This is a genomic window from Pseudorhizobium tarimense (genome assembly GCF_022968135.1).
In the GTDB taxonomy this organism is placed as follows: Bacteria; Pseudomonadota; Alphaproteobacteria; order Rhizobiales; family Rhizobiaceae; genus Neorhizobium; species Neorhizobium tarimense.
Genome location: NZ_JALJRA010000004.1, coordinates 26,897 through 40,466 on the forward strand (window position 1 = coordinate 26,897; position 13,570 = coordinate 40,466).

Annotated in this window: 14 protein-coding genes; 5 read left to right on the forward strand and 9 right to left on the reverse strand. The window is 62.2% G+C overall.

From position 1 onward, the window contains the following. Nucleotides 1–110 precede the first annotated feature (110 nt). Nucleotides 111–1,355, forward strand: coding sequence for a peptidase T (gene pepT / locus MUU54_RS05525; protein ID WP_247243038.1), 1,245 nt, complete (start codon nt 111–113; stop codon nt 1,353–1,355). 33 nt (nt 1,356–1,388) lie between these two features. On the opposite strand, the gene MUU54_RS05530 is transcribed toward pepT, so the two are convergent. The 6 genes from MUU54_RS05530 to MUU54_RS05555 form a co-directional block, all read right to left on the reverse strand. Beyond that, a complete protein-coding gene (locus MUU54_RS05530; RefSeq protein ID WP_247243039.1) occupies nt 1,389–2,912 on the reverse strand; it encodes a helicase HerA domain-containing protein in 1,524 nt (507 codons plus the stop codon). Nucleotides 2,913–3,033: 121 nt separating this feature from the next. Further along, a complete protein-coding gene (locus MUU54_RS05535) occupies nt 3,034–3,669 on the reverse strand; it encodes a LysE family translocator (protein WP_247243040.1) in 636 nt (211 codons plus the stop codon). A 70-nt stretch (nt 3,670–3,739) separates the two neighbouring features. Further along, complete coding sequence (gene murI / locus MUU54_RS05540; protein ID WP_247243041.1) at nt 3,740–4,540, reverse strand: glutamate racemase; 801 nt, start codon at nt 4,538–4,540, stop codon at nt 3,740–3,742. After that, entirely contained in the window at nt 4,527–5,342 is an 816-nt protein-coding gene (locus MUU54_RS05545) for an RNA methyltransferase (protein ID WP_247243042.1), read from the reverse strand. The genes murI and MUU54_RS05545 overlap by 14 nt, the downstream gene beginning before the upstream one ends. A 68-nt stretch (nt 5,343–5,410) precedes the next feature. Then, a complete protein-coding gene (locus tag MUU54_RS05550; protein ID WP_247243043.1) occupies nt 5,411–6,022 on the reverse strand; it encodes a LysE family translocator in 612 nt (203 codons plus the stop codon). A 35-nt stretch (nt 6,023–6,057) separates the two neighbouring features. Further along, on the reverse strand, nt 6,058–6,909 hold the full coding sequence (locus MUU54_RS05555) for a cell envelope integrity EipB family protein (RefSeq protein ID WP_247243044.1): 852 nt from the start codon (nt 6,907–6,909) through the stop codon (nt 6,058–6,060). A 110-nt stretch (nt 6,910–7,019) separates the two neighbouring features. Between MUU54_RS05555 and MUU54_RS05560 the strand changes: the two genes are divergently transcribed. The 4 genes from MUU54_RS05560 to MUU54_RS05575 are packed head-to-tail and all read left to right on the forward strand — an operon-like array spanning nt 7,020 to nt 9,856. Then, a complete protein-coding gene (locus tag MUU54_RS05560; protein WP_247243045.1) occupies nt 7,020–7,490 on the forward strand; it encodes a RidA family protein in 471 nt (156 codons plus the stop codon). Then, a complete protein-coding gene (locus MUU54_RS05565; protein ID WP_247243046.1) occupies nt 7,487–8,212 on the forward strand; it encodes a glycerophosphodiester phosphodiesterase in 726 nt (241 codons plus the stop codon). The genes MUU54_RS05560 and MUU54_RS05565 overlap by 4 nt, the downstream gene beginning before the upstream one ends. Nucleotide 8,213: 1 nt before the next feature. Continuing rightward, complete coding sequence (locus MUU54_RS05570) at nt 8,214–9,431, forward strand: GNAT family N-acetyltransferase (RefSeq protein ID WP_247243047.1); 1,218 nt, start codon at nt 8,214–8,216, stop codon at nt 9,429–9,431. Then, nucleotides 9,428–9,856 carry an HIT family protein gene (locus MUU54_RS05575; RefSeq protein ID WP_247243048.1) on the forward strand — a complete coding sequence of 143 codons (429 nt, stop codon included), beginning with the start codon at nt 9,428–9,430 and terminating at the stop codon, nt 9,854–9,856. The genes MUU54_RS05570 and MUU54_RS05575 overlap by 4 nt, the downstream gene beginning before the upstream one ends. Before the next feature lie 19 nt (nt 9,857–9,875). Here MUU54_RS05575 and MUU54_RS05580 read toward each other — a convergent pair whose 3' ends face one another. From MUU54_RS05580 to clpA, 3 genes are all read right to left on the reverse strand, one after another. Then, complete coding sequence (locus MUU54_RS05580) at nt 9,876–10,217, reverse strand: branched-chain amino acid transport AzlD family protein (protein ID WP_247243049.1); 342 nt, start codon at nt 10,215–10,217, stop codon at nt 9,876–9,878. Further along, nucleotides 10,207–10,965 (reverse strand): AzlC family ABC transporter permease, encoded by a 759-nt coding sequence (locus MUU54_RS05585; RefSeq protein ID WP_247243050.1) that lies wholly within the window; start codon nt 10,963–10,965, stop codon nt 10,207–10,209. Before MUU54_RS05585 ends, MUU54_RS05580 begins: the two co-directional genes overlap by 11 nt. An 83-nt stretch (nt 10,966–11,048) precedes the next feature. After that, complete coding sequence (clpA, locus tag MUU54_RS05590) at nt 11,049–13,565, reverse strand: ATP-dependent Clp protease ATP-binding subunit ClpA (RefSeq protein ID WP_247243051.1); 2,517 nt, start codon at nt 13,563–13,565, stop codon at nt 11,049–11,051. Nucleotides 13,566–13,570 lie beyond the last annotated feature (5 nt).

Here is a 13,570-nt window from a genome sequence, read left to right on the forward strand (position 1 = left end):
CCGCTCCGCGCCGGTTGCCCCGGCGCGAAGCATTTTCGTAAAGCGGCATTCCCGCCCACAGATCTGCGGTCTAAGCTGTCCGTCCATCACCTAAAGAACGGATCCCGTCCATGCCGCTTCCCAATGCTACCGTCCTCGACCGCTTCCTCCGCTACGTCGTCATCGATACGCAATCCAACGCCGCCTCGACATCTCAGCCCTCGACGGAAAAGCAGAAGAACCTCGGCCGGCTCCTCGAACAGGAACTGCGGGCGCTTGGTCTGGACGACGCCCATCTTGACGAGCACGGAAACGTCTACGCCACGATCCCCGCCAACACAGAGAAGGCAGTCGCAACCATCTGCTTCTGCGCGCACATGGACACTGCCCCCGATTTCACCGGCACCGGCGTCAAGCCGCAAATCGTGCGCAACTATCAGGGTGGCGACATTAACCTCGTTGGGGATCCGAACCAGGTCATCAAGGTTGAGGAGCATCCGGAACTGAAGGCGCAGCTCGGCCATGACATCGTCACCACCGACGGCACGACGCTGCTCGGTGCCGACGACAAGGCCGGTATCGCTGAGATCATGACGGCCGCGCAGTTCCTGCTCGCGCACCCCGAAATCAAGCATGGGCCGATCAAGCTCCTGTTCACCACCGACGAAGAGATCGGCCGCGGCGCCGACAAGGTCGACCTCGAGAAGCTCGGCGCCGACTTCGGCTACACGCTCGACGGCAGCACGGTCGGCGAGATCCAGAGCGAGAATTTCTCCGCCGATGGCGTGACGATCGAGATCTCCGGCGTCCCCATCCATCCGGGCACAGCCAAGGGCAAGATGGAGAACGCCATCAAGATCGCCAGCGCAATTGTTGCCCGGCTGCCACAGGATCAGGCCCCGGAGACGACCGAAGGCCGGGAAGGCTTCATTCACCCGATCTCGATCTGCGGTGCGATGGAGGGCGCAAAGATCAGCTTCATCATCCGCGATTTCGAGGAGGACGGACTGACGCAGAAGGAAGACCTGCTGAAGACGCTCACGGAGGAGGTTTTGGCGGCCTATCCCGGCTCGACTTACCGCTTCGAAGTCAAGCAGCAGTACCGTAACATGAAAGAAGTTCTCAACCGGCATCCGGAAGTGATGGAGAACCTGATGGAGGCCACGCGTCGAATCGGGCTGGAGCCGAAGATCGACAGCATCCGCGGCGGCACCGACGGCGCACGCCTTTCCTTCATGGGCCTCCCCTGCCCCAACATCTATACCGGCGGCCACGCCTACCATTCGCCGCTCGAATGGATCAGCGTGCAGGACATGGAGACCTCGGTCCGGGCAATTGTCGAACTGGTCAAGGTCTGGGAGGAGCGTGCGGCTTAGGCTGCTCTTCCAGATAAGGCAACGCGCGAACGCTTATTCCGCAGCGTCGCGCCTTTCCACCGGCTCCTCATCCGGCGCGTCCGGCGCGCCTGGTGATGTCTGCACGTCCAGATCCGGAAAGGCGACGATACGTTTGCCGGAGAAATCGGAGTGGACGACGATCAGCCCCTGCTCCTCGAAATAGCCGAGCAGGCGCCGGGCACGGCGCGCCGAATGGGTGCCATACGCCCTGGCAAGCCGCATATCCGGCGGGCATGGCTCGGCCAGCAGCGCCGCCTTCGCGAGCATCAGGAAGACGCCCTGCAGATCGTCGGACACGCGCACCGAAAGCTCGAGCGCCGTCTGCCAGCCGGGCGTCTCGGATGTTTCCTTGTCGACCCCTGCCCGCGAGATCGCCACGCGCCGACGAAACTCGCTCATCGCCATCGGCGGCCCGGGCAGCCGGCGCATGCGGGCACGCACGAGGAAATCCTGGTAGAGCACGGCGTCGGTGCGATAGGCAGCCTGCGGATCGTCAATGATTTCGGAGAGCACCGCATTCAGGCGCTCGTCTCGCTCCTCCGGAGAAAGCTCCGGCTGCGCGGGGCGTGAGGGCTCCGTCGCCATCGGAACCGCTGCAGGCGTCGAACGGCAAAGCTCAGCCAGGATGTCGGTGGTTGGACGCGGCGCGGGCGGCGCCCGCCGCGTGATGGGTCGGGTGAATTCCTCTGGATCGGGCGTGAAGATCAGGTCCTCGACGTCCTGCGGCGCATCCGGCAGCGGCATCAGCTTGGGGCTGGAGGACCGCGCCGAGGTTTCCACCGGACCGATTACGATCGGCAGCGGCCGGCGCGAAAGCGCAGGCCCGAGCGCCACGAAGTTTCCGCGCTTCAGGTCGCGGAACATCTCCGCCTGGCGGCGGTCCATGCCGAGGAGGTCGGCCGCGCGCGCCATATCGATATCGAGGAAGGTGCGGCCCATCAGAAAGTTGGACGCCTCCGCCGCCACGTTCTTGGCGAGCTTGGCAAGGCGCTGTGTCGCGATCACACCGGCCAGCCCGCGCTTTCGCCCGCGGCACATCAGGTTGGTCATTGCACCGAGTGACATCTTGCGCGCTTCTTCCGATACATCACCGCCGACGGAGGGCGCGAACATCTGCGCCTCGTCCACAACGACAAGCACCGGATACCAGTGCTCGCGATCGGCATCGAAGAGGCCGTTCAGGAACGTGCCGGCGGCGCGCATCTGCTCCTCGATGTCGAGACCTTCGAGCGTCAGCACGCAGGACACGCGGTGCTGGCGGATGCGCGTAGCAATGCCGGCGAGCTCGGCCTCGGTCCGGTCGCCGTCGACCACGATGTGCCCGTACTTCTCGGCCAGGGTGACGAAGTCGCCTTCGGGATCGATGATGACCTGCTGAACCCACGGCGCGGATTGCTCCAGCAGCCGCCTGAGAAGGTGGGACTTACCGGAACCTGAATTTCCCTGCACCAAAAGGCGCGTCGCCAGAAGCTCCTCGATATCGAGCTTGGCCGGGGCACCCCCGGTCACGGTGCCCATATCGATGCCGACCTGCAATGCACTAACCTCGTATGCTCAGTCTCGGCGGGGAATCGCTCGCCGCGCAAGGAGAAGGGCTATAGCACGGCTGCGGGTGGTTTTCGCCACTCAACACGACTTGTTCACAGGCGATATGGCCTCAGGTGACCGCCCGCCTCCAACCCAGCGTCAGAAGTCCGGCACCGATCATCAGCGTTCCGCCTGTCCGGTTGACCAGGCGCTGAACCGCAGGCTTGCGGATCTGGTTGCGCGCCAGCGATGCCAGCAGTCCATACAGCGCAGCGTTCAACGTCGCCAGGGTGAGGAAGGTGATCTCGAAGATCACCATCTGGACGAGCAGAGGTTCGTTGCGATCGAGAAACTGCGGAAGGAAGGCAACGAAGAAGATGATGCTCTTCGGATTGAGCGCCGTCACCACATACGCTTGCAGGAAGATCTTAAACGGGCGCTCGGACGTGACCTTGTCCTCACCTACGGCCAGATCATTCCGCGTCGGCGCACGCCAAAGTTTCAGGCCGAGGTAAATCAAATAGCAGGCGCCGATCCACTTCAGCAACGTGAACAGCGTCGCTGACGTTGCCAGCAGCGCGCCAAGCCCCAGCATGGAGGCCGTCATCGCGGTGAAGTCGCCGAGTGCCGTTCCGGCAACCGTCGCGGATGCAACGCGCCGACCATGGCTGAGAGCGTATGAGATCACCAGGAGGACGGTCGGGCCAGGGATTGCGAGCAGCACGGCGGACGCGGCGACGAAGGCAAGCCAGTTCTCGATAGGCATGGGTTCAAGCTCCAGACAGAAGGCCTGAGGAAGCCACCGAAGGACCCGATTTGCAAGATCCTATTGCGAGCTAGAGAACCCGCAGCCCAAAACCCTGCATCAGCCGCTGGATTGCCGGATCCGGCTTGCCCGAAGTAAAGCACGCGATATCAGGCTCGGAGGGAAGTGCGTCCGCACGAGCGTTCTGCGGCAGGAGCGACAAGGCTCGCCGCGCAATCGCCTCCGCGGGATCGATCCAGTCCACCGGCCATGGTGCGGTCTTGCGCATCCGGTTGACGAGGAACGGATAGTGCGTGCAGGCGAGCACGACGATGTCTGTTCGCAAACCGTCTTGCTCGATGAAGCAGGGCAGGATCTCGTCTCGTACCGCCTGCTCGCCGACGAAGCCTTCGCGCATGTAGGTTTCTGCAAGCCCCGCGAGGCGCTCGCTTCCCACAAGGCGGACATGCACCTTGGCCGCCCATTCGCCGATCAGGTCGCGGGTGTATTGCCGCTTCACCGTGCCGGGGGTCGCCAGCACCGAGATGAGACCGGAGCGGGTGCGCTCGGCGGCGGGCTTGATCGCCGGTACTGTGCCGACAAACGGGGTATCGGGGAAAGCCGACCTTAGATCCGCCAAAACCAGGGTGGAGGCCGTGTTGCAGGCGATGACCGCGATTTGCGGGTCGTGCTTGGCAATCAAGTCTGCGAACAGGCTGACGATCCGCTCGCGCAGCCTGCCCTCCTCCCAGCCACCATATGGAAAGGCTGCATCGTCTGCGACATAAACGAGCCGCCGCTCCGGCATCAGCACGCGCGCTTCGCGCAGCACGGTCAGGCCGCCGATGCCCGAATCGAACATCAGCACCGGTCTTGCACTAGACGTCGTCATTCTCCGGCTTCTCCCGCTCGCTTTCCGGCTTCTTGGGCCAGCGCCGCGGGAAGCGATCCAGCGAGGAGATCACGCCGCGAAGCACACTGATTTCCTGCTCGCTGAAGCCGCGACGGGAGATCACCGCGCGGAGGTTGTCAATCATCTTGGGCTTTTTCGCGGGCGGGTGGAAATAGCCGCGGGCATCGAGTGCCTCTTCGAGATGTTCGAACAGGCCGAATACCTGCTCCTTGGTCGACGGTCGCTGCTCGACCGGCTGGAATGGCGTGGCCGATACGTCCTCCAGCCCCGTCTTCATCCACTCGTAGGACATCAGCAGCACGGCCTGGGCAATGTTCAGAGAGGCGAAGGCGGGGTTGACCGGGAAGGTGACGATCTCGTCGGCCAGTGCCACCTCCTCGTTGGTAAGACCCCAGCGCTCGCGGCCGAAAAGGATCCCCGTCTTCTCGCCGGCACGAAACTTCTCGCGCAGCGTCGAGGCGGCGATCACCGGCGCCCGGACCGGCTTGAAGCCGTAGCGTTCGCGCGCGGTCGTCGCATAGACGAAGTTCAAGTCGCGGATGGCGTCGTCGAGCGTCTCGTAGACGGTCGTCTGGTCGATGACATGGTCGGCCTTAGAAGCAGCCGCCCGTGCCTTCTCGCTCGGCCAGCCGTCCCGCGGGTTGACGAGCCTCAGTTCTGCCAGGCCAAAATTGGCCATGGCGCGCGCCACCATCCCGATGTTCTCGCCAAGCTGCGGCTCGACCAGGATGATCGCTGGCCCTTCGGCAATGAGTTGGCGCTCGCTGTTGGTTCCTGACATTCTTCAATCCGATCCTTTGGCCGCCGCAATAGCGGCAGCCAAAGGGATCGGCAAGACCTCTCGCAGCGTCAGCGGTCGGCCAAAGCGAGCTTCGCGCCCATCGCAACGAAGGCGGAAGCGAACGTCCGCCGCATCCAGTTGACTACCGCCGGCCGCGAAATGACGTGACAGCGCATGGAGGCGGCAAATGTCCCGTAGCCGACGAAGACAATGAACGTGAGCGCCATGAACACGCTGCTCAGCGCCAGCATCATCGGAAGCGCGTTCGCCTGCTCAGGGCTGACGAACTGCGGCAGAAAGGCGAAGAAGAAGATCGAAAGCTTTGGGTTGAGGATGTTGATCAGAATTCCGGAGGTAATCGTTTGCCGAGCCGATCGTGGCGCACTTTCCTCATCGACGTTCAGCGAGCCGCGGTCTCTGATCGTCCGCCAGGCCATGTAGAGAAGGTAGGCGACGCCGAGATACTTGATGATCTCGAAGGCAAGTGCACTGGCATGCAGCACCGCAGCAAGTCCGGTCACCGCCGCGGCGATGTGCGGAACGATCCCAAGCGTGCAACCGAAGGCAGCCGCGATGCTGGCCCTGGCGCCACGGGAGAGCCCTGCAGCGAGTGTGTAGATCACGCCCGTTCCGGGCGAAGCCACGATGACGAGCGAGGTGAGGAGGAATTCGATGCTCACGCGTCACTTCCTTCGATTGGCCGGTCAGGTTTGTCTTAGGGGCGTGGCTGGTTCGGATCACATTTTGGCTTGTCGAGAACCTCCAGCCTGGAGAGGCTGCCGCTCAGCACGAAGTCACCATAATCCATGGTGAGATCGCGCGTAATGCCATTTTCATAGAGCTTGAAGGACATTGAGTAGACCGGAGTCGCATCCCCTGCCCCGCCTTCGTTGAAGTAGGCAATCGTCACCGGCCAATATGCCGCTTCTGAAAATTCCCCGGCCTTATCCGCGTCGTCGGATGCCGGTGCGTCCTTGGGCGTCTGCTGCGGCCCGATCACCGTGTTGGTGATCATGCTCTGGTCGCCATTCTCGGAGCCGTCGAAGATGCGCGTCTCGAAGAAGCGCTTGCCTTCGCGGGCGCTCTTGATGACCTCCAGCATGTGTTCGGTCGGAAAGGTACTGGACACCAGCTCCAGTCGGCGCGGATCCGGACGCTCTATCTCGACCTTGACCTTGGAATCCTCTTCCCGGGCTTCGCCTGCCACCTCCTTGTCCATTTGCTCGTCGGTGAAGGACTTGGTCTCGAAGCGGAATTCGCCCTTTTCGGTATCCTCGAAGGTCTTGGTCTGCTGGTCGGTCAGCCGCGTGTCCTCGCCGGTATTGATGCGAGTTACGAAACGGAAGTTGGTGGCGAAGCCGGTGCAGGCGGAGCCGGTGAACTCGTAGACCATCCGGCCACTCATGCCTTCGATGCCTGACCTGTCGGAGGCATCCTTCAGTGTGAGGTCGTAGACAGCCCGGTGCGGCAGCAGCCCCGCTGCTCCCTCCACGCCGGCCCAGGCCGGCACTGTCCCTCCGGCAGCGATTCCGAGCGCCAGGATCGCCGCGGGTCCCGAATAGTACATTCATTATCTCCTGTTGGACTCACCGCTGATGTTATAAGAACGCCATCCAGCAAGGTTAGGGCCTTGAATGCAGGATTTTTGAGACGTTGACAATAAAACTGGAGTGGAAGATGTCCGAAGCCATCGAGGGTCGTCTGAAGGAGAAGGGGATAACCCTTCCCGCAGCTGCAGCACCGGCTGCGAACTATGTCCCGTTCGCGATCAGCGGCAATATCCTCTACCTGTCCGGCCAGTTGCCGATGGAGAGCGGCAAGGTTGCGGTCACCGGCCTTGTCGGTCGGGATGTCGATGTCGCCGTGGCGCAGCGCGCCGCCGAACTCTGCGCCATCAACATCCTTGCCCAGGCGAAGGCTGCACTCGATGGCGACCTCGGACGTGTTCGCCGGGTCCTCAAGCTCAACGGCTTCGTCGCCTCGGTGCCTGAGTTTACCGAACAACATCTCGTCATCAACGGCGCATCCAACCTGATCGCGGACATCCTCGGCGATGCTGGAAAGCACGCCCGTGCAGCTGTCGGTATGGCAGCACTGCCGTTCAACGCCTCGGTCGAGATCGACGCAATTATCGAGATCGAAGCATGACCTCTGCCGACTGGATCAAGGACGTGCCGGTGGCCCACCGCGGCTACCATGACACGAACGAGACGGTTTGGGAAAACACCTTCTCCGCGTTCTCGCGCGCGATAGACGCCGGGTTCGCCATCGAATGCGACCTGCAGCTGGCCTCCGACAGCGTCCCGGTGGTCTTCCATGATCACACGCTTGAACGCCTCTGCGGCATCAAGGGTGATGTGCGGGAGCGGACATCCGCCGAGCTCCGCATGCTCGCCGTCGGCGGTACATCCGACCGCATTCCGACGCTCAAGCAGATGCTGAAGCTCGTCGATGGAAAGGTGCCGCTGGTGATCGAGGTGAAGGGCCGCCCGGGCGAGGATGACGGCTTCGTCGAGGCGATACTTGAGGACCTGGAGGGGTACGAGGGCAAGGTCGCGCTGATGAGCTTCGACCACCACATCCTGAAGGAGCTGAAGGCGGCAGGCACCTCCATCCCCGTCGGCCTGACGGCGGAGGGCGAGAAGCCGGAGGATTTCTTCCGTCATGACGAAGCCATGCGGCTTGGCCTGGATTTCATCTCCTACGCTCACGCTCACCTGCCCAACAGCTTCGTCACCGCGCAGAGACAGGCGGGCATACCAGTCATCACCTGGACCGTGAGGGATGAAAAGGCGCGAGACCATACCTATACTTATGCAGACCAGATGACCTTCGAAGGTTTCGACCCTCGGGAGATCGCTACCGCATAGGATGACCGGAACCCTTTCCCTTCGCATTGAGAAGACTTTCGCTGCAATCGACAAGGAGCGCTGGTCGCAGCTTGCCGGCACGTCCAGGTCTGCGGACGGATATTACAATCCGTTCGTCTCGCATGCCTACCTCTCGGCGCTGGAGGAATCCAGCTCGGCGACCGCCAAGACAGGTTGGCTCGGGCACCACGTTCTTCTGGAAGACGAGGATGGTAACCTACTGGGTGCCATCCCCGGCTACCTGAAGAGCCACAGCCAGGGCGAATATGTCTTCGACCACGGCTGGGCCGATGCGTTCGAGCGCGCCGGTGGGCGCTACTATCCGAAGCTCCAGTGCAGCATTCCCTTCACGCCGGCGACAGGCCCGCGGCTACTTGCAGCAAGCGGACAGCCGCAGGAAACCGTCCAGGCAACGCTTGCGGCCGGTCTCCAGGAGGTGACACGCCAGCTAGCCGTATCCTCCGCGCACGTGACCTTCCTGCCGGAGGAAGAGCTGCCATTCTTCGACGACACCGGCTACCTTCACCGGACCGATCAGCAGTTCCACTTCATCAACGAGGGCTATGCCGACCACAATGCTTTCCTGGGAACGCTCGCCTCGCGCAAACGCAAGGCCTTGAAGAAGGAGCGGCGAGCGGCGCTGGAGAACGGCATTACAATTGAGTGGCTGACCGGCAGCGACCTGACGGAAGACATCTGGGATCAGTTCTTCGCCTTCTACATGGATACCGGCAGCCGCAAGTGGGGCCGCCCTTATCTTACCCGCAGCTTCTACTCGTTGATCGGCGAACGCATGCCGGAAGACATCCTTCTGGTCATGGCGAAGCGGGATGGCCGCTACATCGCGGGCGCCATCAACTTCATCGGCTGCGATGCCCTCTACGGGCGCCATTGGGGTTGCACCGAAGATCACCCGTTCCTGCATTTCGAGGTCTGCTACCATCAGGCGATCGACTTCGCGCTCGCCAAGGGTTTGAAGCGGGTGGAGGCCGGCGCTCAAGGGGAGCACAAGCTCGCCCGCGGCTACCTGCCGGTCACCACCCATTCTGCGCACTACATCGCGCATCCGGGCCTGCGGAAGGCGATTGCGGACTATCTTGAGCGCGAGCGCCACGAGGTCGAGCAAATCGGCCAATATCTCGAAGCGCACAGCCCCTTCCGCAAGGGCGAGCGCCAGCATCACGTTAGACGAGACGACGACGGAGAGGAGAGCCAATGACTGCTCAATATGACGACAGCAACATCTTTGCGAAGATCCTGCGGGGCGAGATCCCATCCCATCGCGTCTACGAAGACGACCATACAATTGCCTTCATGGATGTGATGCCGCAGGCACCAGGACACCTTCTCGTCGTTCCCAAGACACCCTCGCGCAACCTTCTCGACGCAGACCCGGCGATCCTGGCCAAGACCATTCAGGTTGTCCAGAAGATGGCGCGTGCAGCGAAGGAAGCCTTCGAGGCGGATGGCATCACCATCATCCAGTTCAACGAGCCGGCAGCTGGCCAGACAGTCTACCACCTGCATTTTCACGTCATCCCGCGCCACGAGGGCCAGATGCTGAAGCCCCATTCCGGCACGATGGAAGATGGCGACGTCCTGAAGTCCAATGCCGAGAAAGTACGGGCCGCCCTCGCCGGCTGAACCCGCTGGTTAAGCGTTGTCAGACGCCGAGCCAGTAGAGGCCGAAACCGAGTAACAGCGTGGAGGTCACCACCGCCACGCCGACGCGCTGCCCCGCAAGCAGGAAGGCAAGGAAGCCGATAGCCGCCGCGCCGATGCGCAGCCAGAGCGGGGAACCGGCAAGGGTGCCGGTCGGGAAGACGACTAGCTTTGCCGTCACCGCCATGACCAGAGCGGTTGCGACCGCCCTCACCCATTGCAGCGCCTCGGAATCCTCGTCCAGCCGATTACCCGTCAGGACGCCCATCCAGCGCCAGATGTCGGTCGCCAGCCAGCCGGCTACCGCGATGACCACGTAGGTCCACCACCACTCACCGCTCATTCGCTACCCCCGACTGCGCAGCCTTTCGCGGTCTGATGACGAAGCGCTCCACCAGATAGGCCACCGTCCCACCGCCGATCCCCGCATAGAGGACGTCGAAATCCGGCGCCACCAGCGCCATCAGCGGACCTGCGACGACGCCGATGATGAAGGCAAGCTTCACCACTAGATGCCGGGCCGTCGCCCAGATCGACGCCAGGAAATAGACCGGCGTCAGCATGAAGAGCGCACCGGAAACAACCGGTGGAAACGCCTCCACCAGCCCGTAGCAGACGGCGACAATCAATGTGTTGGTAAGCGTCAGCGTGATGCCGAAGCCGGCGAAGAAGGTGGTGCGATATTGCCGCGGCACGTCCTTCAGCCGCTGGATTGCAAAGACCCAGGCGGTTATGGCGACGAAGTGGGACAGCACCAGCAACAGCCAGGTGGGCGTCTTCTCGTTGCGCATTTCCGGCACGATCGAAGCTACCATCGGCATCATCCGGATCGACGAAAGGGTGACGGCAAGGAAGCACGCGGCAACATGGGCACCACTCGCCATCATGCCCACAAGGATCATCTTCGCCGGCAGGGCCCAGATCGAGATCGTCATGAAGATCGCTTCGCTCCGCGTAATACCCGCCTCGAAGGCGAAGGCGCTGAAGCCGACAAAGGAGGTCATCAGGATCAGGGCAGGCAGCGACGTAATGCCCCGCATTCCGGAAAGAAACCAGAAGAACGCAGGCTGGTGATCACTGCTTGGAGACATGAGATGCCGGGATCGAAAGCGGACAGGCCGCAGAATCAGAAATGCCGGGCCTATTGTGCCCGGCATTTCTCTTTCGCGATACGTTATTTCGATTTTGGTACCCGTGGTACGATACCGCCCTTGCGCGCCGTCGCCTTCGGCGCGTCTTCGAGAACGGTTACGTCCGTCTCCGCGGTCGCGCTGGCATCGCCGTCATCCTTGCCGGAGGCTTTCTTGCCCGACTTCGACTTCTTCGCCTTAGCTTTTGCATCTTCGGAAGCTTCTTCCACTTCGGCTTCGGGCTTCGGCTTCACGGGTGCTGCTTCCGGAACGCAATCCAGCAGCAGACCTTCGGAGCCATCGTCCTTCTTGCCGACCGTGACGTGAACCACGCCACCCTTGCGAAGCTTGCCGAACAGGATCTCGTTCGCAAGCGGCTTCTTGATGTGCTCCTGGATCACTCGGGCGAGCGGCCGTGCGCCCATCCGCTCGTCGTAACCCTTGTCCGCCAGCCACGCGACTGCGTAGGGATCCAGATCGAACGTGACGTTCCGCTCCGAAAGCTGCGTTTCCAGCTGCATGACGAACTTCTGAACGACCTGATGGATAACCTCCGTCGGCAGCGGCGCGAACGGGATCGTCGCGTCGAGACGGTTGCGGAATTCCGGCGTAAACAGGCGGTTGAGCGCCTCCTCGTCCTCACCGGTACGCTTTGAGGAGCCGAAGCCGATGGCGGCCTTGGCCATTTCCGATGCGCCCGCATTGGTCGTCATGATCAGGATGACGTTGCGGAAGTCGATCTTCTTGCCGTTGTGGTCCGTCAGCGAGCCGTGGTCCATGACCTGCAGCAGGATATTGAAGATATCCGGATGCGCCTTCTCGATCTCGTCGAGCAGGACCACGGAGTGCGGATGCTGGTCGACGCTGTCGGTCAGCAGACCACCCTGGTCGAAGCCGACATAGCCTGGAGGTGCACCGAGCAGGCGCGAGACCGTGTGCCGCTCCATGTATTCCGACATGTCGAAGCGCAGCAGTTCCACGCCGAGCGACGACGCCAGCTGCTTGGCAACCTCGGTCTTGCCGACGCCCGTCGGGCCCGAGAAAACATAGGCACCGATTGGCTTGTTCGGCTCCCGCAGGCCGGCACGGGCCAGCTTGATGGAGGTCGACAACGCCTCGATCGCCTTGTCCTGCCCGTAGACCACCGACCGCAGCTCCTTCTCCAGGTTGGCGAGAACCATCTCGTCGTCCTTGGAAACCGTCTTCGGCGGGATGCGGGCCATCGTGGCGATCGTCGCTTCGATTTCCTTCTCGGTGATCAGCTTGCGCCGCTTCGAGGTTGGCAACAGCATCTGGGCCGCACCCGTCTCGTCGATCACGTCGATTGCCTTGTCGGGCAGCTTACGGTCGGAGATATACCGTGCCGAAAGCTCTACAGCCGACTTGATCGCCTCGTTCGTGTAGCGAAGCTTATGATACTCCTCGAAATACGGCTTCAGCCCCTTCATGATCTCGATGGCGTCGTCGATCGAGGGCTCGTTGACGTCGATCTTCTGGAAGCGGCGGACGAGCGCCCGGTCCTTTTCGAAGAATTGTCGGTATTCCTTGTAGGTTGTCGAGCCGATGCAACGGATTGCGCCGGACGACAGAGCGGGCTTCAGCAGGTTGGACGCATCCATCGCCCCGCCGGACGTCGCGCCCGCACCGATGACCGTGTGGATCTCGTCGATAAATAGAACGGCGCCCGGGTACTCCTCGAGCTCCTTCACCACCTGCTTCAGGCGCTCTTCAAAATCGCCGCGATAGCGGGTGCCGGCAAGCAGCGTGCCCATGTCGAGCGAGAAGATCGTTGCATTCTGCAGCGCCTCGGGCACCTTGCCCTCGACGATCCGCTTGGCAAGGCCTTCGGCGATCGCGGTCTTGCCCACGCCCGGATCACCGACATAAAGCGGGTTATTCTTCGAGCGACGGCACAGCACTTGGATTGTGCGGTTGACCTCGGAGTTCCGCCCGATCAGCGGGTCGATCCTGCCGTCCTTGGCCTTCTCGTTCAGGTTGACGCAATAGGCCTTGAGTGCGTCTGCGGGCTTCTTGCCCGGACCTTCTTCCTGATCGCGCATGGGCTTGGCATCCGCATCGCTCTCTTCTGCACCGCGCGGTGGGCGCGAGGTCGAAGAGCCGGGGCGCTTGCCGATTCCGTGCGAGATATAGTTGACGGCGTCATAGCGGGTCATCTCCTGCTCCTGCAGGAAAAAGGCCGCATGGCTTTCCCGTTCGGCAAAGATTGCAACCAGCACATTGGCGCCGGTCACCTCTTCGCGACCGGAAGACTGGACATGGATCACCGCACGCTGGATGACGCGCTGAAAGCCGGATGTCGGCTTCGAGTCCTCGTCGTAACCGGTGATCAGGTTGGCAAGCTCGTTGTCGACGTAGTCGGCAACCGTCTTGCGCAGGGCATCCAGGTTGACGTTACAAGCACCCATGACGGCGGCTGCATCGGCATCGTCGATCAAAGCCAGCAGCAGATGCTCGAGCGTGGCATATTCGTGATGCCGCTCGTTCGCATAGGTCAGTGCCTGGTGTAGCGCCTTTTCGAGACTAGGCGAAAAAGTTGGCACGTGGG